Consider the following 19430-nt stretch of genomic DNA (forward strand, 5'->3'; position numbering starts at 1 on the left):
AAACCCGGGCGTATCAGCTGTGGCCACCGCTGAAAAGATTTCAAACAATCTGCCAAAAATCTCAAAGACCCGTCGCAAAGCTTGCCCGTAGAATCAGCGGCATTCATCCCCTTCAGCCGCATGAACGCCTCCACCCCACAATCAAAATCAAGAATTGGTGTGAGTGACTTTGTCTGCCTCAGTCTGATGGATGACGCCCCTGGCCTCTTGGCTGGCGTCATTGCGGGAGCACCGATTTTTTTACATCCCGGAGCTTTCCCATGTCACAACGCTATGAGCCGACCGCCCTGGTCGTTCCCTTTGAGAATCTGAGAATGACGGATGTCGAGGTGGTCGGCGGTAAGAACGCCAGCCTCGGCGAAATGATTTCCCAACTCGCAGCCTCCGGCGTGCGTGTGCCCGGTGGTTTCGCCACCACGGCCCATGCCTTCCGCGAGTTCCTCAAGCATGAAGGGCTGGACAAACGCATCGAAGCGCGTCTGGCCACCCTCAATACCGACGATGTGCGCGCCCTGGCCGAAGCCGGTGCGGAAATCCGCGGCTGGTTGGAGGCGCAGCCCTTTCCGGCCGATCTGGAAGCGCAGATCCGTAGCTCCTTCGCCCAGCTGACGGCCGACAACCCCGGCGTGTCTTTTGCCGTGCGTTCCTCCGCCACCGCCGAAGACCTGCCCGACGCATCGTTTGCCGGCCAGCAGGAGACCTTCCTGAACGTGGTGGGCATCGAGGAAGTGCTGCACAAGATGAAGGAGGTGTTTGCCTCCCTCTACAACGACCGCGCCATCAGCTACCGTGTGCACAAGGGCTTCGCCCACGCCGATGTGGCTTTGAGCGCCGGTGTGCAGCGCATGGTGCGCTCCGACCTGGGCTCGGCCGGTGTGATGTTCACCATCGACACCGAGAGCGGCTTCAAGGACGTGGTCTTCATCACCTCCAGCTATGGCCTGGGTGAGACCGTGGTGCAGGGTGCCGTCAACCCCGACGAGTTCTACGTGCACAAGCCCGCCCTGGCGCGCGGCAAACTGCCCATCATCCGCCGTAACCTCGGATCCAAGCTGATCAGCATGGAATTCGCCACGCCGGAAGAAAAGGCCGTGAGCGGCAAGTTGGTCAAGACGGTGGACACCGCGCCCGAAATGCGCAACCGCTACTCGCTCAATGATGCCGAGGTGATTGAGCTGGCCAAGTACGCCATGATCATCGAGAAGCATTACGAGCGCCCCATGGACATCGAGTGGGGCCGTGACGGCGTCGATGGCCGCATCTACATCTTGCAAGCTCGTCCGGAAACGGTGAAGAGCCAGGCCGAAGGCCAGGTCGAGCACAGCTACAAGCTCAAAGGCCATAGCGCTATCCTGGCCGAAGGCCGCGCCATCGGTCAGAAGATCGGCACTGGCCCGGTGCGTCTGGTGGAGAGCATTGCCGAGATGGACCGCGTCCAGCCCGGCGACATCCTGGTCACCGACATGACCGACCCCAACTGGGAGCCGGTGATGAAGCGGGCCTCCGCCATCGTCACCAACCGCGGCGGCCGCACCTGCCATGCCGCCATCATTGCGCGCGAGCTGGGCATCCCGGCAGTGGTGGGCTGCGGTGACGCGACCGAGAAGCTCAAGGACGGCCAGCTGGTCACCGTGGCTTGCTCGGAAGGCGATACCGGTTATATCTACGACGGTCTGCTGGAAACCGAGGTCAGCGAGGTGCATCGCGGCGAGCTGCCTTACTGCCCGGTCAAGATCATGATGAATGTGGGCAATCCGCAGCTGGCGTTCAACTTCGCGCAAATGCCTAGCGCAGGCGTGGGTCTGGCCCGGCTTGAGTTCATCATCAACAACAATATCGGCGTCCACCCCAAGGCCATCCTGGACTATCCGAATATTGATGCCGACCTGAAAAAGGCCGTCGAGTCCGTCGCCCGTGGTCACGCCTCGCCGCGCGCTTTCTACGTGGACAAGCTGGTGGAAGGCATTGCCACCATCGCCGCCGCTTTCTTCCCGCGCCCGGTGATCGTGCGTCTGTCGGACTTCAAGAGCAATGAGTACCGCAAGCTGATCGGTGGCTCGCGCTATGAGCCCGATGAAGAAAACCCCATGCTGGGTTTCCGGGGTGCCTCGCGCTACATCAGCGGCGAGTTCTCAGACGCCTTCGCGATGGAATGCGAGGCCTTGAAGCGCGCCCGGGTCGAGATGGGCCTGACCAATATCGAGATCATGGTGCCTTTCGTGCGTACCGTTCGCCAGGCCGAGCGTGTGGTGGGCATGTTGGCCGAGCGCGGCTTGAAGCGTGCGGCCGCCGGGGGCACGGATGGCTTGCGCGTCATCATGATGTGCGAGGTGCCCAGCAACGCCATCCTGGCCGACCAGTTCCTGGAACATTTCGACGGCATGTCGATTGGTTCCAATGACCTGACTCAGCTGACCCTGGGCCTGGACCGTGACTCGGGCCTGGAGCAATTGGCCGGTGACTTCGATGAGCGTGATCCCGCCGTCAAGGCCATGATCTCGCGTGCCATCAGCGCCTGCCGCTCCACCGGCAAGTACATCGGCATCTGCGGCCAAGGCCCCAGCGACCATCCCGACTTCGCCGATTGGTTGGCGGAGGAAGGCATTGTGTCCATCTCCCTGAATCCTGACTCGGTGATCGAGACTTGGCAGCGTCTGGCCAAGCGTTAAGCTGAACTAGCGATCTGTGACGGCCTCTGCGGAGGCCGTTTTTCATGGCGAGCCTGACTGCAAGGCGGGCGAGCGATGAGCAAAGGGCGGGTTCTTCGCTATCGACAGGGCGGGCTTGTGGCTCGCATGATGGCAGCCTGTTTTGCGTCTGTTTTGCGTCTGTTTTGCGTCTGTTTCGCACCTGTTTCCGTCTTGCCCGGGCTCGCTCTGGGTCTTTGTCCGTGACTTCTCAGCCCTCTGCTTCCGCCACGCCCATTCCCGCTCCGGCTCGCCAAGACGATGGCTTGGCCCTACGCCTGCGGCGCATCTATCTTTGGTACACCCTGGGTTTCATCCTGTTCGTGCTGGCGCTGGCCTTGTTCGAACAGCTGGGCATGCCCAAGACCTGGATAGGTTTTTGTTTTTTGGCCGCCACCGTGGGTGTGTACGCCTGCATCGGCCTGCTGAGCCGCACGACCGACGCCGACGAGTATTACGTGGCCGGCCGTCGCGTGCCCGCCATCTACAACGGCATGGCCGCCGGGGCGGACTGGATGAGTGCCGCCTCCTTCATCGGCCTGGCGGGTACCTTGTACCTGTCTGGCTACGCCGGCCTGGCCTTTGTGCTGGGCTGGACGGGAGGCTTTTGCCTGGTGGCCTTGTTGCTGGCGCCTTATCTGCGGCGCTTTGGGCAATACACCATCCCTGACTTTTTGGGCGCGCGCTATGGCGGCCATGCGCCGCGCTTGATCGGTGCGGCGGCGGCCATCCTGGTTTCTTTTATCTACGTTGTGGCGCAGATTTATGCGGTGGGCCTGATCACCTCGCGGCTGACCGGCCTGACCTTCGAGATCGGCGTATTTGTTGGCTTGGGCGGCGTGTTGGTTTGCTCATTTCTAGGCGGCATGCGGGCCGTCACCTGGACCCAGGTGGCGCAATACATCGTCTTGGTGATCGCTTATCTGGTGCCGGTGGTATGGCTGTGTGCCAAGCAAACCGGCGTGCCCCTGCCGCAGTTGGTTTACGGCTATCAGCTGCAGAAGCTGACCGTGCGCGAGCAAGAGTTGGTCAAGGATCCGGCCGAGCTGCAGGTGCGACAGCTTTTTGCTCAAAAGGCCGAGGCCTTCGACAAGAAACTGCAGGATGTACCGACGGCCTTGGCCCAGGATCGCCTGCAAGCTTCCCGCCAGGTGGCCGAGCTCAAGGCCCATGACGCGCCCTTGGCCGAGGTGCAGGCCGCCGAAAAGCGCCAGGCCGCCTTGCCCCGCACACCGGCCGACGCGCAGGAGCAATGGGAGCGGGGGCGGGTGATGAATGAGACCCGTGCCCAGCCCTTGGTCGGCATGCCGCCGCAGGCACAAATTTTTTCGGGCGATCCGGCGGGCACGCCGGCGCAGCGTCAGCAGTTCGAGGAGTCCCGCCGCAATTTCCTGGCCCTGATGTTTTGCCTGATGGTGGGAACGGCTGGCCTGCCGCATCTGCTGACCCGCTACTACACCACGCCTTCTGTGGCGGAGGCGCGCAAATCGGTGGGCTGGTCGCTGTTCTTCATCGCCTTGCTTTACTTCACCGCGCCTGCCCTGGCGGTGATGGTCAAGTACGAGGTCTTCACCCAGTTGGTGGGCAGCTCTTTCGCCCAGCTGCCGGCTTGGATCGCGCAGTGGAGCCGGGTGGACCCCAGCCTGCTCTCGGTGGCCGACATCAACGGTGACGGCATCTTGCAGCTGGGCGAGATGCGCATCAGCAGCGACATCATCATGCTGATGACGCCCGAGTTGGCGGGCCTGCCTTTTGTGGTTTCGGGCATGGTGGCGGCGGGGGGCTTGGCCGCAGCCCTGTCCACCGCCGATGGTTTGCTGCTGACCATCTCGGCCGCCTTGTCCAATGATCTTTACTACCGCAGCCTCAATCCAGCGGCCGCGATGACGCGCCGGGTCACTCTGTCCAAGGCCTTGTTGCTGGTGACGGCCTTGGCGGCAGCGGCGGTGGCGGCGCAGCGGCCGGCGGATATCCTGGCCTTGGTGGCGGCGGCGTTTTCGGTCGCGGCTGCGGCCTTTTTCCCGGCCCTGGTGCTGGGTATTTTCTGGCGCCGCGCCAACGGGCGGGGGGCCGTGGCCGGCATGATGGTGGGCCTGGCGGTGACGTGCTACTACATGGCCGTGGCTACGCCTGGGCTGCGGGCGGCCCTGGGCCTGCAGGGGCCGGCCGAGCTGTGGTGGGGCATACAGCCCATCTCGGCGGGCTTGTTCGGCGTGCCGGCAGGCTTCGTCACGGTCTGGCTGGTCAGCCTGGTGACGGCCCCACCTGAGAGTGCACAGCTGCAATTGCTGGAGAAGCTGCGCAGCCCGCCTGAGGCCTGAGCTGTCGTTCCAGCTAGGTCATTTTCAAAAAATAGCTTAGAATCCTGGGTTCCCCCTTGCCGTGACTACGTGAATCGACGCTGTAGCACGGCTTCCTCAGGGCAGCCGGAAATAAAAAGTCGCGAAATATCTCGACACCGGGCGACCTGGAATCCACAAGGAGTATTCAATGCGTCACTATGAAATCGTTCTGCTGATCCATCCGGATCAAAGCGAACAAGTTCCGGCCATGCTGGAGCGTTACAAGAGCCTGATCACCACTGGTGGTGGTGCCGTGCATCGCGTCGAAGATTGGGGCCGCCGTCAAATGGCTTACCTGATCCAGAAGCTGGCCAAGGCTCACTATCTGTGCGTCAACATCGAGTGCAGCGTTGAGACGCTGCAAGAGCTCGAAACCGGCTTCCGTTTCAACGACGCCGTGTTGCGTCACCTGACCGTTGTCAAGGCCAAGGCCGAGACCACCCCGTCGGTGATGATGAAGACCGTGGAACGCGAAGACGCTCGCAAGGCGCCTCAAGTCGCGACGGCCTAATCAGGCCAAGCCAAGTGTTTGAAGTGAAGCTTGTTCTCAGCTCTGCTTCGCTGCGCAAATTTGCTGTGACATCGGTGACGTTCATTTGAACCAACTGGTTTTGCAAGCGCAGCTGCTGGAGTTGGGGCTTGTTCGATATACACCAGCCGGTTTGATGGCCTTGGACTGCTGCTTGAAGCATGAGTCCCAGGTTCAGGAAGCTGGCAAACCTCGCAAAGTCTCTATGGAGCTCAAGGCGGTGGTGATCGGTGAATTGGGCAAGCGTCTGCAAGCTTTGGGTGTCGGTGGTCATGCTCTGTTCAAGGGCTTCCTCACCACCCAACGAAACGGCAAAGGTGTGATCTTCCACATCACCGCCCTTGAGACTTGATGGCCTTAGGCCGCCAAACTCAGCGTCACAGAATCAAACACGGAATTGTTCGAATCCGGATTAAATTAAAGAGGTCACAAAATGGCACCACCACGTGGCAAGGGTCGCTTCTCCAAGGACAAGAAGCCCAAGCGCAATACCCAATCTCTGTTGTTCCGTCGTAAGCGTTTCTGCCGCTTCACCGTCACCGGTGTTGAGCAGATCGACTACAAGGACATCGACACCCTGCGCGATTTCATCGGCGAAAACGGCAAGATCACGCCCGCACGTCTGACCGGCACGCGCGCTTTCTTCCAGCGTCAACTGACTGTGGCCATCAAGCGTGCGCGTTTCCTCGCCATGCTGCCCTACAGCGACCAGCACAAGGTTTGAGGAGTAGCCCAACATGCAAATTATTCTGCTTGAAAAAGTGGCAAACCTCGGCAACCTGGGCGATGTCGTCACGGTTAAGAACGGTTATGCACGCAACTTCCTGATCCCCACCCGTCAAGCACGTCGTGCCACGGAATCGGCCATCAAGGAATTCGAAGCCAAGCGCGCTGAGCTGGAAAAGGCTGCTGCTGAGAAGCTGGCAGCGGCTCAAGCCTTGGGCGAAAGCCTGAACGGCAAGACCGTGCAAATCAGCCAAAAGGCTGGCGTGGACGGCCGTCTGTTCGGCTCGGTCACCAATGCTGACATCGCTGACGCACTGACCAAGCTGGGCTTTGCTATCGCCAAGTCGCAAGTGCGCCTGCCCCTGGGTCCTCTGAAGGCCGTGGGCGAGTTCTCTGTGAACGTGGCTCCCCACACCGATGTGGTTGTGGAGATCAGCGTCCAAGTGGTTCGCGAAGCCGAGTAATTCGTGCTCAAAATCGGGCGCAACCGCGCCCCTTAGCCGCCCTGTTTCGGGGTAGCATAGAAAAGCCGACGCTGATGAAGCCGTCGGCTTTTTGCTTTTCATTGCTTCTGCTCTCCCAGCCTTGTCCCTGCTAGTGTGGTGTTCCATACAGTGTGAAACACCACACCAGGTCCGGAGCCTTTTTCGCAGGCTGCCTCAGCCTCCAATCGCTGTTTCCGAGTTCATTGATGAGCGCAACTTTTTCATCTCCCTCCCTGCCGACTCCTCCCGGCTCCGCCAATGGTGGCGAGCGCCGTGACGATGATGTCTCGCGCCTGCGCGTGCCGCCGCATTCCATCGAGGCCGAGCAAAGCGTTTTGGGCGGCCTGCTGATCGACAACTCGGCTTGGGACCGGGCGGGCGATTTGTTGACCGAGTCCGACTTTTACCGCTTCGAACACAAGCAAATCTTCACCGCCACCGGCAAGCTGATCAACGCAGGCAAGCCGGCCGACGTAGTGACGGTGTTCGAGGAGCTGACCTCCATCGGCAAGGCCGAGGACTGTGGCGGCCTGGCCTACCTGAATGCCTTGGCGCAGAGCGTGCCCAGTGCCGCCAATTTGCGTCGTTATGCCGAAATCGTGCGCGAGCGCGCCATCCTGCGCAAGCTGGTCACCGCCAGCGATGAGATCGCCACCGCGGCCATGGCGCCGCAAGGCCGGGCGGTCACGCAAATCCTGGACGAGGCCGAGGGCAAGATCTTCCGCATCGGTGAAGAAGGTTCACGCAGCCGCCAAGGTTTCCAGAGCATGGACAACCTCGTCGTTGCGCTGATCGACCGCGTCAACGAACTGGCCGAAAACGGCGCCGAGGACGTGACCGGCGTGCGCACCGGCTTCTTCGATCTGGATCGCCAGACCGCCGGCCTGCAGCCCGGCGATTTGATCGTGCTGGCGGCGCGTCCTTCCATGGGCAAGACGGCGTTTGCGGTGAATATCGCCGAGAACGTGGCCATCAACGAGGGCCTGCCGGTCGTCATCTACTCCATGGAAATGGGCGCGGCCCAGCTGGCCCTGCGTATGGTGGGTTCCATCGGCCGCATCGACCAAGGCCATCTGCGCACCGGCCGTCTGGCTGACGACGAGTGGGGGCGCCTGTCCGAGGCCGTCGACAAGCTGGGCAAGGCCAGCATCTTCATCGACGAGAGCCCCGGCCTCTCGCCTAGCGAGGTGCGCGCACGCGCGCGCCGCCAGGCCCGTATCTGCGGCCAGCTCGGCCTGATCGTGATCGACTATTTGCAGCTGATGAGCGGCAACGGCGGCAACGAGGAAAACCGAGCCACCGTCATCGGTGAAATCTCGCGGGGCTTGAAAGCCCTGGCCAAGGAGTTGCAATGCCCGGTGATTGCGCTCTCGCAGCTGAATCGCTCGGTAGAAACACGGCCCGACAAGCGCCCCATGATGTCCGACTTGCGCGAGTCCGGCGCTATTGAGCAGGATGCCGACATCATCATGTTCATCTACCGCGACGAGTACTACACCAAGGAAGAGTGCAAGGAGCCGGGCGTGGCGGAAATCATCATCGCCAAGCAACGTAACGGCCCGGTGGGCACGGTCAAGCTCTTCTTCCAGCGCATGCACACCAAGTTCGAGAACCTGGCGCCCGACTACGTCAGCCCGGCCAGCGCCGAGTATTAAAGAAAGAAGGCACAAGCCTGGCGCAAAGAGAAATACTGTATGAAAATACAGTATGTCTACTAAATCCCGTACTCCCGCCGTCGTCGCCAGGCCCTCTCAGCTGGTGCCTGCTGAGGCACTCAAGGGCCGAGGCACGGCCTGGGCGATTGCCCACCGCTTCGAGCGCGATCAGCGCGAGGCTTTTGACGATGGTTGGGGTACGCTGGAGCAGTCGGTGGACGAACAGGTCCTGCCGCCTCGCACCCAGATCATTGAGGAGCAGGCGGGCCGCATCCTCAGCCGCAATCAGTCGCCCGACATTCCCTTCGATCTTTCCATCAACCCTTATCGGGGCTGCGAGCATGGCTGCGTTTACTGCTTTGCGCGCCCCACTCACAGCTATCTCAATCTCTCGCCGGGGCTGGACTTCGAGACCCGCATCGTCGCCAAGATGAATGCCGCCGAGCGCCTGTGCACCGAGTTGAGCAAGCCCAGCTACCGCCCGCAGCTGCTCTGCCTGGGTGCCGCCACCGATGCCTATCAGCCCATCGAGCGCAAGCTGCGCATCACCCGTGGCTTGATCGAGTTGCTGCACGATTGCCGCCACCCGGTCTCCATCGTCACCAAGTCGGCTGGCATCTTGCGTGACCTCGATCTTCTGGGGCCCATGGGTCGCGCTGGACTGGCCTCGGTCTATGTTTCCATCACCACCTTGGACGCTGGCCTGGCCCGTGTTCTGGAGCCCCGGGCGGCCTCGCCGCAAAGCCGCTTGAAGGCCTTGCAGGCCTTGGCCGAGGCCGGCGTGCCTGTGGGGGTCAGCGTCTCGCCTTTGATCCCCTTTCTCAACGAGCCCGAGTTGGAGCAGGTGCTGGAAGCCGCCGCCGAAATGGGGGCGCGCAGCGCCTTCAGCATTGCCCTGCGTCTGCCTTGGGAGGTGAACCCCTTGTTTCAGGACTGGTTGCAGCAGCATGTGCCGGACCGCGCCGCGCGCATCATGGCGCGTGTGCAAGAGATGCGGGGTGGGCGAGACAACGACGCACGCTTCGGCAGCCGCATGACAGGGGAGGGCTTGTGGGCGGACCTGGTGCGCCAGCGCCTGCGCAAAGCCTGCGCGCGCTTGGGGCTGAACCGGGAGCGGTTGACCCTGGACCTCAGCCAATTCCAGCCGCCCCAAGGTGGGGGCGAGGCGCCTGCCAAGGCGCAGGGAGAGCTGTTCTAGGCCCGGGCTTCGTTTGCGGCGCCAAGCCGGTGAAGGCCTGGGTGCAGCGGGTGAGGGGCCAGTCGTTGTAGCCGAGCATCTGAGTGCAGGCCTTGACGCTTAGATGGCGCAACTGGCTGGTCAAGGCGGCCAACAAGCCTATGTGCTGCGGCATAAGCGCCTGCCATTGCGGACGCAACCAGGCCTGGACGAGTCGCCAGCGTCGGGAGTCGTTGTCGGTCGACCGAATACTCGCGGCCAAGCCCTTCCAGTTCCGCACCAAGGCATGCCGGAAAGCGGTTGATCTCAGTCGCGGGATCTTGGCTGGATTCATGGCGGGTATCCCGCACAAATCCGGCTCGCAGGCAATCGCACAGATCGGCATCGGGGGCGAGCAGGCGGGCAATGTTTGGCATCAGAAAATTATCTGGCGGTTCGTGAAGGCCTCAGCGCAAGAGGGTGGGGCGCTCCTGAGCCTCGCGAATCTTGCGCTGCAGCTGCAAGATGCCGTAGAGCAAAGCCTCCGCCGTAGGCGGGCAGCCGGGGACGTAGACGTCCACCGGCACGATGCGATCACAGCCTCGCACCACCGAATAACTGTAATGGTAGTAGCCGCCGCCGTTGGCGCAGGAGCCCATGGAGATCACATAGCGCGGTTCGGCCATCTGGTCGTAGACGCGGCGCAGGGCGCGGGCCATTTTGTTGGTCAAGGTGCCGGAGATGATGATCAGGTCCGACTGCCGCGGGCTAGGGCGCGGGATCATGCTGAAGCGCTCCATATCGTAGCGAGCGGCCGCCGCGTGGATCATCTCCACCGCGCAGCAGGCCAGACCAAAGGTCATGTACCAGAGGCTATTGCTTTGCGCCGCATGCAGCAGGTCTTCCAGCTTGCTCAGCACAAAGCCATCGCGTTCAAGTGAGTAGGTGTTGTTGGGGCTGTCCATGGCCCGCATGGTGCCCCGGGCTGCGGCGGCTCGTCTTGAACAACTCCGACATCGCCGCAGCGATACGCGCCAGCCCCTGGCCTCGCTTCAGGTCCGCAAGGCCAGTCCGCCGGCGGCGCGGCTGCGGCTGGTGGTCATGCCCAGCGGCAGGACATAGTGTTTCTGCAACTCGACGATTTGATCGGCCAGGGCCTGGGCGTCCTCGATTTTTTCGGCATGGCGCTTGAGCACCAGGCTGGCCATATCGATCAGCTTGGCATTGCGAGTTTCTTCGCCCTGCTGGATCAACAGGGCCACGCCGATGCGGGCCGAGCCTCGCATGCTGTGGCGCATGGCGGTTTCGGCGATTTCGAAAATACGCGTGTGGCAGGTCTGGAACTCCTGAGCCACGGCCTCATTGCCCTCGGTCATGGCGACCAGCAACTCGGTGCTGGCCTTGGAGGTGCAAAAGCGCAGGCCCAGGCGCTGCATCAGAGGCGGCATCTCGTCCAGTTGCACATCTTGCGCGGCCAGGCGCATCCACACGCCCACGAGCAAGGTGGCGGCTTCCAGATTGAAGTCTTCCTGATCGATCTCGGCCGAGAGCTGGCGGGCCAGCTCCAGCGCTGCCCCGATCTTGCGATCCTGCAGGGCGCGTAAGGCCTGGAAGACCACGGCGAATCGCTGCAAACGCTGATCCTTGGGCTTGCGCTCCAGTTCTTGGACGAGGGCGTCTTGCGCGTACTTCAAGCCCTTGCTGTCACGAGCATCAAAGCGCATCAGGCCCACCAACATCAAGCTAAGCATGTCGAAAAGCTTGGAGCGCAGGCCCTGGGCCATGGTGCGTTCCAGCATCTTCAGTGCCTCGGCGCGTTCGCCCGCGTAAAAAGCCAGGCTGCCGCAGCTTTGCTGGCGCAGCAGGCAGCCGGGGGTTAGCGAGGCGGCCATGCGGTAGGTCTTGAGCGCGCCAGCGATCTCACCTTGCTCCATCTGCACCCGGCCCATCACATCGTAGGAGTCGGCGTAGTCGGGGATCTCGCCGATCAGCGTTTCCAGCGTACGGCGTGCGGCGATGACATTGCCCGAAATCAGCTCGGTGCGTGCCACACCCAGGCGCGCCCAAGGCACGGTGCGGGCCTCGACGATGGCGTCGTAGAGCTTGCGGGCATCGGTATAGCGGTTCAGACGCAGGAGCAACTCGGCGCCGATGCGGGCGGCGTAAAGCCAGAACTCCGCCTTGGCGGCAAAGCGTTTGAGGCAATGGCCGGCGGCGGTTTCGAAGTCTTGCTTCTCAATCGCTTCGAAGATGTCTTTGAGCACCCGCTTGCGATGGCGTGCATGCGTCAGTCGCTCCGACAGGGAGGCGCTGGTATAGGGCTTGATCAGATAGGCGTCGAGTGCGGCCTCGGCCGCCTCGGCCACTTTGGCGTAGGTGGCCTCGCCGGTGACCATCACAAAGACGGTGGAGTAGGGCAGCAGCTGCTCGCGGCGCAACTCGTCCAGCAAGTCCTGGCCGGACATCTCGGTGCCTTCGAAGTGGTAGTCGCACAGCACGATGTCATAGGCCTTGTGCTCCAGAATCATGCGCGCATCGTGGATGCGTGTGGCCTGGCGCACGGTGCCCACGCCCAGATCCCGCAGCTGCGCGGACATCAGGCTGCGCGAGGTGGAGTTGCTGTCGATGATCAGGGCGCTGGCGTCCTGGATGCTGCTGTCCATCACGGCCATCTAGCACCTCCACCGTTCAAGCGGCGGCGGTCCTCGACCCTGGCTTGAGTCAGGGCGGATTCGCGGGTGGGGCGGAGGCAATGCAAAGAGGACTTCACAAAGTCATTATCGGCCGCATGTCCTGAGCGCTTGAGCTTGTGTAGCCGGGCTTAACGTGCGAAATGCGCGCAAAAACAGGGGTAGTTGTGAGTCAAGGCTGGCAATGCCCAGGGATTGGCGGCAGAGCGCCATCCGGCGCTATGAATACACCGGCAAGCGCTTCACTTTTTTTGCCGACCCCGACGGTCTGCCGCTGGCGCTGTACGAGGCTTGAGTTTCGCCTGCCGTTTAAATAAAGAAACGCCCGGACTCTTGCGAGTGCGGGCGTTGGCTTGTGGCTGGCCTAGACCTTACTTGAAGATGTCCTTGACCCGGTCGGTCCAGCTCTTGGCATTGGGCGAGTGGCGCTCGCCGCCGTCGCGGAAGCTCTTGTCCAGCTCCTTCATCAGCTTGCGCTGATGCTCGGTCAGCTTGACCGGTGTCTCCACGCTGATGTGGCAGTAGAGGTCACCGGGGTAGCTGGAGCGCACGCCCTTGATGCCCTTGCCGCGCAGGCGGAAGGTCTTGCCGTGCTGTGTGCCTTCGGGCAGCTCGATCTCGGCTTTGCCGCCCAGGGTCGGCACCTCGATGCTGCCACCCAGGGTCGCCGTGGTCAGGCCCACCGGCATGGTGCAGTGCAGGTCGTCGCCGTCGCGCTCGAAGATATCGTGCTGCTTGATGCGGATCTCGATATAGAGGTCGCCCGCCGGGCCGCCGTTGACACCGGGCTCACCATTGCCGGCCGAGCGGATGCGCATGCCTTCATTGATGCCGGCCGGGATCTTGACTTCCAGCGTCTTGCTCTTCTTCACCTTGCCCTGGCCGTTACAGGCCGTGCAGGGGTCGGGAATGATCTTGCCCGTGCCGTGGCAGTGCGGGCAGGTCTGTTGCACCGAGAAGAAGCCCTGGCGCATATGCACCGTGCCCGAGCCATTGCAAGAACCGCAGCTCTTGGCGCTGGTGCCGGGCTTGGCGCCGGAGCCACCGCAGGTCTCGCAACCTTCCCAGCTGGGGATGCGGATCTGCGACTCTTTGCCGCGCGCCGCTTCTTCCAGCGTGATCTCCATGGCGTAGCTGAGGTCGTTGCCGCGGTAGACCTGCTGGCCGCCGCCGCGGCGACCGCCACCCGCGCCACCGTTGAAGATGTCGCCAAAGATGTCGCCAAAGGCCTCGGCGAAGCCGCCAAATCCTTCCGCACCCGGGCCACCACGGCCGCCCATATTGGGATCCACGCCGGCATGGCCATACTGATCGTAGGCCGCGCGCTTTTGCGCGTCGGAGAGCATCTCGTAAGCCTCTTTGACTTCCTTGAATTGCTCTTCGGCCTTTTTCGCACCCTCGCCCTGATTGCGGTCGGGGTGGTATTTCATGGCCATCTTGCGATAGGCCTTCTTGATTTCGTCCTCGGTCGCCGTTTTGGCGACACCGAGGGCTTCGTAATAGTCACGCTTTGCCATGGGCGGGGTCCGTGCGTATCAAACAACAGCGCCGCGCCTAGCCGTTGGGGTATCAAACCCCTGGGAGCTGCGGCGCGGCGGCGGGATTCAAGGGCCGGGACTTTGCAGTCCCGGTGCCTTGAGCTCGGTCTTACTTCGAGTCTTTGACTTCCTTGAACTCGGCATCGACGACGTTGTCATCGGCCGGCTTGGCGGAAGCCTGTTGAGCACCTTGGGCGTGCTCGGCACCACCGGCGCCAGCGGCTGCCGCAGCGGCGGCTTCAGCGCCTTGGCCTTCGGCGTAGATCTTCTCGCCCAGCTTCTGGCTGGCCGTCATCAGGGCTTCGGTCTTGGCTTCGATATCGGCCTTGTCGTCGCCCTTGATGGCTTCTTCCAAGGTCTTGATCGCGGCTTCGATCTTTTCCTTTTCGGCGGCTTCCAGCTTGTCGCCATGTTCGGTCAGCGACTTCTTCACGCTGTGCACCATGCCGTCGGCCTGGTTCTTGGCTTGCACCAACTCGACCTTGAGCTTGTCGTCGGCCGCATTGGCTTCGGCGTCCTTGACCATCTTTTCGATCTCGGCCTCAGACAGGCCGGAGTTGGCCTTGATGGTGATCTTGTTTTCCTTGCCGGTGCCCTTGTCCTTGGCGCCCACATGCAAGATGCCGTTGGCATCGATGTCGAAGGAGACTTCGATCTGGGGCGTGCCGCGCGGTGCCGGCGGGATGCCTTCCAGATTGAACTCGCCCAGGCTCTTGTTGCCAGTGGCCATCTCACGCTCGCCTTGGTAGACCTTGATGGTCACGGCCGGCTGGTTGTCGTCGGCGGTCGAGAACACCTGGCTGAACTTGGTCGGGATGGTGGTGTTCTTCTTGATCATCTTGGTCATCACGCCGCCCAGGGTTTCGATACCCAGGGACAGGGGGGTGACGTCCAGCAGCAGTACGTCCTTGCGGTCGCCGCCCAGCACCTGACCTTGAATCGCAGCGCCCACGGCCACGGCTTCGTCCGGGTTCACGTCACGGCGCGGTTCCTTGCCGAAGAACTCCTTGACCTTCTCCTGCACCTTGGGCATGCGGGTCATACCGCCGACCAGGATCACATCATCGATGGCGCTGACCGACACGCCAGCGTCCTTGATGGCGGTGCGGCAGGGCGCAATGGTGCGCTCGATCAACTCGTCCACCAGGGCTTCCAGCTTGGCGCGGGTCAGCTTGACGTTCAAGTGCTTGGGGCCCGAAGCGTCAGCGGTGATGTAGGGCAGGTTGACATCGGTCTGCGAGGAGTTCGACAGCTCGATCTTGGCCTTTTCGGCGGCTTCCTTCAGGCGCTGCAGGGCCAGTACATCCTTGGTCAGGTCGACGCCTTGTTCCTTCTTGAACTCGCTGACGATGTAGTCGATGACGCGCTGGTCAAAGTCTTCGCCGCCCAGGAAGGTGTCGCCGTTGGTGGACAGCACTTCGAATTGCATTTCGCCGTCCACATCGGCGATTTCGATGATGGAGACGTCGAAGGTGCCGCCGCCCAAGTCATAGACGGCGATCTTGCGGTCACCCTTGCCGTGCTTGTCCAGGCCGAAGGCCAGGGCAGCGGCGGTGGGCTCGTTGATGATGCGCTTGACGTCCAGACCGGCGATGCGGCCAGCGTCCTTGGTCGCCTGACGCTGGGCGTCGTTGAAGTAAGCGGGCACCGTGATCACGGCCTCGCTGACTTCTTCGCCGAGGTAGTCTTCGGCGGTCTTCTTCATCTTGCGCAGGATCTCGGCCGAGACTTGCGGAGGCGCCAGCTTCTTGCCGCGCACGTCCACCCAGGCGTCACCGTTGTCGGCGGCCGTGATGGTGTAGGGCATCAGGTCGATGTCCTTCTGCACTTCCTTCTCGCCGAACTTGCGGCCGATCAGGCGCTTGACGGCGTAGATCGTGTTCTTAGGGTTGGTGACGGCCTGGCGCTTGGCCGAGGCACCGACCAGGATCTCGCCATCTTCTTGATAAGCAATGATGGACGGCGTGGTGCGAGCGCCTTCGGCGTTCTCGATCACACGCGTCGTGTTGCCTTCCATGACGGCCACGCACGAGTTCGTGGTGCCCAAGTCAATGCCGATGATCTTTCCCATGTTTCGTTCTCCTGATAACTGCTGTGTTCGGCGCGGTCGGCGGGGGCCGCCGGCGGCGCTGTCTTGTTGAGTTGAAGCTGATGCTTCTAAGCTGTGGATAAGTCCTGCCCTTTCAAGGGGCTGGGCTTGCGCATTGCTGCGAAATTTTTAACGTTTGAAACAGGCAATCGCGGTGGGCTGCGCTGTCTCTTGCGATCAACGCGGGGCCGACACGGTCACCAGGGCCGGGCGCAGCACGCGTTCATTGATCAGATAACCTTTTTGCAACACGGCCACCACGGTGCCCGGGTCTTGCTCGGCCGGCACGACCGAGATGGCCTGGTGCTGATGCGGGTCGAACTTGGCGCCGGCGGCGGGGTTGATCTCCAGCACCTTGTTGCGCTCCAGGGCCGAGGCCAGCTGGCGCTTGGTGGCGTGCACGCCTTCCAGCACGGTCTCGACCTTGGCTTCGGGCATGGCGATGGCGGCTTCCATGCTGTCCATCACCGGCAGCAGGGCTTCGGCGAAAGACTCCACGGCGAATTTGCGCGCCTTGGACATCTCTTCTTCCGAACGGCGGCGGATGTTCTCCACCTCGGCCTTGGCGCGCAGATAGGCGTCGGACATCTCGGCCAGACGCGCTTCCACCTCGGCCAGCTTGGCTTCCGGACCGGCGTTCGCGCCTTGTTCTTGGCTCAGATCGGCGGCCTTGTTCAAGGCTTCACCGGCGGGGTCTTGAGGGTTTGTTTGAGCGTTGTTCATGGTGCAGTAAAGAAGCAGTGGCGGGCATATGGGTGCCATGCCCTGCGTTTCAAGAGGGTATTTTGGAAGCTTTCACTCGGAAAACCCGAAGCTGAGATTGTCGCTCAGGCGGGCGAGGCCGCTTTCAGCCCCTGATCGGCTTCAAATCAGGCCTCATCGCTGGCGCTCCAGCGATCCCAATCGGCCAGGCGGCGGCGGTCTTGTTTGGTGGGGCGGCCTTGGGTGATGGACTGGGCCGGTTCGGGCGCCAGTCGGCGCTGCTCGATGGCGCGCTCGCGGACGGCCTGGCTCTCTGGCGTCTCTTCGTACAGCGCCTGGGCCTGCGGGGCGGGTCCGCGGATGTGGCTGAGTCCGCGCACCCAGACCTCACGGCTGTGCTCGCCCTGGCGCAGCCTCACGAGGTCACCGATCTTCATCTCGCGTGAGGCCTTGGCCACCTGGCCATTGATCTGCACCCGGCCATGCCCGATTTCCTCGGCCGCCAGGGCGCGCGTCTTGAAAAAGCGCGCGGCCCACAGCCATTTGTCCAGGCGCAGGCCGCTTGCAGCCCCGCCTTGGCCCTTGCCGGCCGACTTGCTCTTGTCGTTTTGCGAACTCATGGGGCTAGATTGTCCGCCAAGGGTAGACGCACGACCGCGTCCAGGCCAAGCACCCGGGCCGCGGCTGGGTGCTTGGCGCCGTTGGCGGACTTGGCCAGGCGATTCTCCAAGCTGATGCTGCCGCCCATGGACTGCACGATCTCGCGGCAGATGGCCAGGCCCAGGCCGGCGCCATCGGTGCCGCCGGCATTGCCGCCGCTGGCAAAAGGCTGCATCAGGCGCGGCCTCAGGCTGGCGGGGATGCCGCCGCCGCTGTCGGCGATGGCCAGCTGCGCCATGCCGTCCAGCGGGCGCAGGCGCACGCTCAGGCGGCCTTGCTTGGGGCTGTGTTTGAGGGCGTTGTGCAGCAGATTGCGCACCAGTTCACGCAGCGCCCAGGCGTGGCCCAGCACGGTGCAGGGCTGGGTGTCGAGCTCAAAGTCCAGGCCGGCCTCGGCGATCAGCGGCGCCAAATCCAGCGCCACCTCGCGCACCGTCAGCGCCAGATCCAGGGCCGGTGGGTCGCCTTGCTGGCGCAGCTGCTCCACCTTGGCCAGGGCCAGCATCTGGTTGGCCAATTGGGTGGCGCCGTCAATCGTCAGGCCGATCTCGTCCAGGGCCTGGGCCAGGGGCAGGTCGCCGCGCTGGGCCGATTGCACCTGCACCTTGAGCACCGCCAGCGGGGTACGCAGCTGGTGGGAGGCGTCGCGCACAAAGCGTTTCTGGTGGCTGAGCAGGCTGGCCTGGCGGTCCCAGGCCTCGTTGATGGCGGCGATCAGGGGCATCAGCTCCACCGGCGTCTGCGGCGCGTGGATGGGGCGCAAATCATCGCCTTCGCGCGCGGTGATGGCGCGGCTCAGCTCGCGCACCGGCCGGGTGGCGCGCTGCACCACCAGCCAGACCACGGCGGCAATCACCGCCAGCAAGGCGGCCTGGCGCCACAGCGTGGCAATCAGCACCTGGCGGGCCAGGGTGCGGCGCAGCTCCAGGGTCTCGGCCACTTGGATGGTGGCCAAGCCCATGCCGGCCTCGTCGGACACGGGTTGCAAGAGCACGGCGATGCGCACCGGCTCGCCCTGGTAGTGGTCGTCGTAGAAATCCACCAGGGCCGCATAAGGCCCGCGATCGGGCAGCTCGCCCTTCCAGGCCGGCAGGTCGTCAAAGCCCGAAACCAGCTCGCCCTGGAAGCCGGTCACCTTGTAAAACATGCGGCTGCGGTTGTCGGCCTCAAAGGCTTCCAAAGCAGAGTAGGGCACGGTGGCCTGGAGCCGCGGCGTGCCGCTGGCGGCCGAGACCTCCAGCAACTCGCCGATGGCCTTGGCCGAGGCCAGCAAGGTGCGGTCGTAGGCGGTGTCGATGGCGCCCAGGGCATCGTGGTAGAGCCGGTTGGCGTTGATCACCACCAGCAAGCCCACCGGCAGCAAGATGCCCAGCAGCAGGCGGTTGCGCATGGACAAGCTGCCCGTGCGCCGACGCAGGCGGCTCAAAACTTCCATCGCATCAGCTCTCGGCTTTGAGCAAATAGCCCAGGCCGCGCAGGGTCACGATGCGCGCGTTGGTGGCGGCTAACTTCTTGCGCAAGCGGTAGGCGACCACCTCGATGGCATCGGGCTGGACCTCGTCGGCATCGCCAAACACCAGGCTGCTCAGGCGCTCCTTGCTGAGCGCTTGGCCGGGTCTTGCCAACAGGGCGCGTAAGAGCGCCGCCTCGCGCGGCGGCAGCTCCAGTGGCAGGCCCATGTGATAGACGGCGTCGCTGAGCGTGTCGGCACGCAGGCCGCAGAAGCTGGCGCCGTCGCCGCTGCTCTCGCCGCTGCCCAGGCCGGCCTGAGCGCCAGAGCCCTGGCGGCGGCGGGCTAGGGCGCGCACCCGCGCTTCCAGCTCATCCAGGTCGAAGGGCTTGGGCAGATAGTCGTCGGCCCCGATATTGAGGCCCAGGATGCGGTCGCCCACGGTGCCGCGGGCGGTCAGGATGATGACGGGCGTGCCGAGTTTTTCGGCTCTTGCGTCGGACAGCAACTCCAGGCCATCGCGGCCGGGCAGGGAGAGGTCGAGCAGCACCACATCGGGCTTGCACTCGCGCCAGCGCGCCAGGGCCTGGGCGCCGTCGCCGCAGCAGGTCACGCGGATGCCGCGGCGCTCGAAGGAGCGTTGCAGGGTGGCCTGCATCGCCGCATTGTCTTCAATCAGCAGCAAATTCATGCCGGCACGATACCAGTGTCAAAGGGGCGC

The 19430-nt window shown here is 63.2% G+C and carries 16 protein-coding genes and 1 pseudogene; 9 read left to right on the forward strand and 8 right to left on the reverse strand.

Annotated features, from left to right (window positions below; genetic code table 11):
• The first annotated feature begins 260 nt into the window (after positions 1-260).
• From ppsA to DBR47_RS01315, 8 genes are all read left to right on the forward strand, one after another.
• Complete coding sequence (ppsA, locus tag DBR47_RS01280; RefSeq protein WP_124446182.1) at positions 261-2669, forward strand: phosphoenolpyruvate synthase; 2409 nt, start codon at positions 261-263, stop codon at positions 2667-2669.
• A 254-nt stretch (positions 2670-2923) separates the two neighbouring features.
• Complete coding sequence (locus DBR47_RS01285) at positions 2924-5008, forward strand: sodium:solute symporter family protein (RefSeq protein ID WP_370454858.1); 2085 nt, start codon at positions 2924-2926, stop codon at positions 5006-5008.
• A 169-nt stretch (positions 5009-5177) separates the two neighbouring features.
• Positions 5178-5540: a 30S ribosomal protein S6 gene (gene rpsF, locus DBR47_RS01290; RefSeq protein ID WP_124446183.1), complete on the forward strand. Its 363-nt coding sequence runs from the start codon at positions 5178-5180 to the stop codon at positions 5538-5540.
• Positions 5541-5640: 100 nt separating this feature from the next.
• The gene (gene priB, locus DBR47_RS01295; RefSeq protein WP_370454849.1) at positions 5641-5910 is read left to right on the forward strand and encodes a primosomal replication protein N; all 270 of its coding nucleotides are present in this window, start codon (positions 5641-5643) and stop codon (positions 5908-5910) included.
• A gap of 81 nt (positions 5911-5991) precedes the next feature.
• Positions 5992-6282, forward strand: coding sequence for a 30S ribosomal protein S18 (rpsR, locus tag DBR47_RS01300; RefSeq protein ID WP_102767400.1), 291 nt, complete (start codon positions 5992-5994; stop codon positions 6280-6282).
• Between the two features lie 13 nt (positions 6283-6295).
• Positions 6296-6748 carry a 50S ribosomal protein L9 gene (gene rplI / locus DBR47_RS01305; protein ID WP_124446185.1) on the forward strand — a complete coding sequence of 151 codons (453 nt, stop codon included), beginning with the start codon at positions 6296-6298 and terminating at the stop codon, positions 6746-6748.
• A 227-nt stretch (positions 6749-6975) separates the two neighbouring features.
• The gene (gene dnaB, locus DBR47_RS01310; RefSeq protein ID WP_124446186.1) at positions 6976-8424 is read left to right on the forward strand and encodes a replicative DNA helicase; all 1449 of its coding nucleotides are present in this window, start codon (positions 6976-6978) and stop codon (positions 8422-8424) included.
• Positions 8425-8476: 52 nt separating this feature from the next.
• On the forward strand, positions 8477-9622 hold the full coding sequence (locus DBR47_RS01315; protein ID WP_124446187.1) for a PA0069 family radical SAM protein: 1146 nt from the start codon (positions 8477-8479) through the stop codon (positions 9620-9622).
• A 425-nt stretch (positions 9623-10047) separates the two neighbouring features.
• Here DBR47_RS01315 and DBR47_RS01320 read toward each other — a convergent pair whose 3' ends face one another.
• Positions 10048-10545, reverse strand: a complete 498-nt coding sequence (locus tag DBR47_RS01320; protein WP_124446188.1) for an NADH-quinone oxidoreductase subunit B family protein — start codon at positions 10543-10545, stop codon at positions 10048-10050.
• A gap of 87 nt (positions 10546-10632) precedes the next feature.
• Entirely contained in the window at positions 10633-12252 is a 1620-nt protein-coding gene (locus tag DBR47_RS01325; RefSeq protein ID WP_124446189.1) for a response regulator, read from the reverse strand.
• A gap of 229 nt (positions 12253-12481) precedes the next feature.
• Between DBR47_RS01325 and DBR47_RS24645 the strand changes: the two are divergent.
• Positions 12482-12565: pseudogene (locus DBR47_RS24645) on the forward strand (DUF4440 domain-containing protein); the annotation flags it as partial.
• Between the two features lie 76 nt (positions 12566-12641).
• Here the strand turns inward: DBR47_RS24645 and dnaJ are convergent.
• From dnaJ to DBR47_RS01355, 6 genes are all read right to left on the reverse strand, one after another.
• Positions 12642-13787 (reverse strand): molecular chaperone DnaJ, encoded by a 1146-nt coding sequence (gene dnaJ, locus DBR47_RS01330; protein ID WP_124446190.1) that lies wholly within the window; start codon positions 13785-13787, stop codon positions 12642-12644.
• 130 nt (positions 13788-13917) lie between these two features.
• Complete coding sequence (dnaK, locus tag DBR47_RS01335) at positions 13918-15879, reverse strand: molecular chaperone DnaK (protein WP_124446191.1); 1962 nt, start codon at positions 15877-15879, stop codon at positions 13918-13920.
• Positions 15880-16074: 195 nt separating this feature from the next.
• A complete protein-coding gene (gene grpE, locus DBR47_RS01340) occupies positions 16075-16620 on the reverse strand; it encodes a nucleotide exchange factor GrpE (protein WP_124446192.1) in 546 nt (181 codons plus the stop codon).
• Between the two features lie 146 nt (positions 16621-16766).
• Positions 16767-17219, reverse strand: coding sequence for an RNA-binding S4 domain-containing protein (locus tag DBR47_RS01345; RefSeq protein ID WP_124446193.1), 453 nt, complete (start codon positions 17217-17219; stop codon positions 16767-16769).
• On the reverse strand, positions 17216-18694 hold the full coding sequence (locus DBR47_RS01350; protein ID WP_124446194.1) for a sensor histidine kinase: 1479 nt from the start codon (positions 18692-18694) through the stop codon (positions 17216-17218). Before DBR47_RS01350 ends, DBR47_RS01345 begins: the two co-directional genes overlap by 4 nt.
• 4 nt (positions 18695-18698) lie before the next feature.
• Positions 18699-19400 carry a response regulator transcription factor gene (locus tag DBR47_RS01355; protein WP_124446195.1) on the reverse strand — a complete coding sequence of 234 codons (702 nt, stop codon included), beginning with the start codon at positions 19398-19400 and terminating at the stop codon, positions 18699-18701.
• Positions 19401-19430 lie beyond the last annotated feature (30 nt).

This window comes from Paucibacter sp. KBW04 (genome assembly GCF_003852425.1).
GTDB lineage: Bacteria > Pseudomonadota > Gammaproteobacteria > Burkholderiales > Burkholderiaceae_C > Paucibacter_A.

Bases quoted from the DNA above. Each gene is read 5' to 3' on its own strand.
- ppsA (WP_124446182.1), top strand. From the start codon at position 261: ATGTCACAACGCTATGAGCCGACCGCCCTGGTCGTTCCCTTTGAGAAT.
- rpsF (WP_124446183.1), top strand. From the start codon at position 5,178: ATGCGTCACTATGAAATCGTTCTGCTGATCCATCCGGATCAAAGCGAA.
- rpsR (WP_102767400.1), top strand. From the start codon at position 5,992: ATGGCACCACCACGTGGCAAGGGTCGCTTCTCCAAGGACAAGAAGCCC.
- rplI (WP_124446185.1), top strand. From the start codon at position 6,296: ATGCAAATTATTCTGCTTGAAAAAGTGGCAAACCTCGGCAACCTGGGC.
- dnaB (WP_124446186.1), top strand. From the start codon at position 6,976: ATGAGCGCAACTTTTTCATCTCCCTCCCTGCCGACTCCTCCCGGCTCC.
- DBR47_RS01315 (WP_124446187.1), top strand. From the start codon at position 8,477: ATGTCTACTAAATCCCGTACTCCCGCCGTCGTCGCCAGGCCCTCTCAG.
- DBR47_RS01320 (WP_124446188.1), bottom strand. From the start codon at position 10,545: ATGGACAGCCCCAACAACACCTACTCACTTGAACGCGATGGCTTTGTG.
- DBR47_RS01325 (WP_124446189.1), bottom strand. From the start codon at position 12,252: ATGGCCGTGATGGACAGCAGCATCCAGGACGCCAGCGCCCTGATCATC.
- dnaJ (WP_124446190.1), bottom strand. From the start codon at position 13,787: ATGGCAAAGCGTGACTATTACGAAGCCCTCGGTGTCGCCAAAACGGCG.
- dnaK (WP_124446191.1), bottom strand. From the start codon at position 15,879: ATGGGAAAGATCATCGGCATTGACTTGGGCACCACGAACTCGTGCGTG.
- grpE (WP_124446192.1), bottom strand. From the start codon at position 16,620: ATGAACAACGCTCAAACAAACCCTCAAGACCCCGCCGGTGAAGCCTTG.
- DBR47_RS01345 (WP_124446193.1), bottom strand. From the start codon at position 17,219: ATGAGTTCGCAAAACGACAAGAGCAAGTCGGCCGGCAAGGGCCAAGGC.
- DBR47_RS01350 (WP_124446194.1), bottom strand. From the start codon at position 18,694: ATGGAAGTTTTGAGCCGCCTGCGTCGGCGCACGGGCAGCTTGTCCATG.
- DBR47_RS01355 (WP_124446195.1), bottom strand. From the start codon at position 19,400: ATGAATTTGCTGCTGATTGAAGACAATGCGGCGATGCAGGCCACCCTG.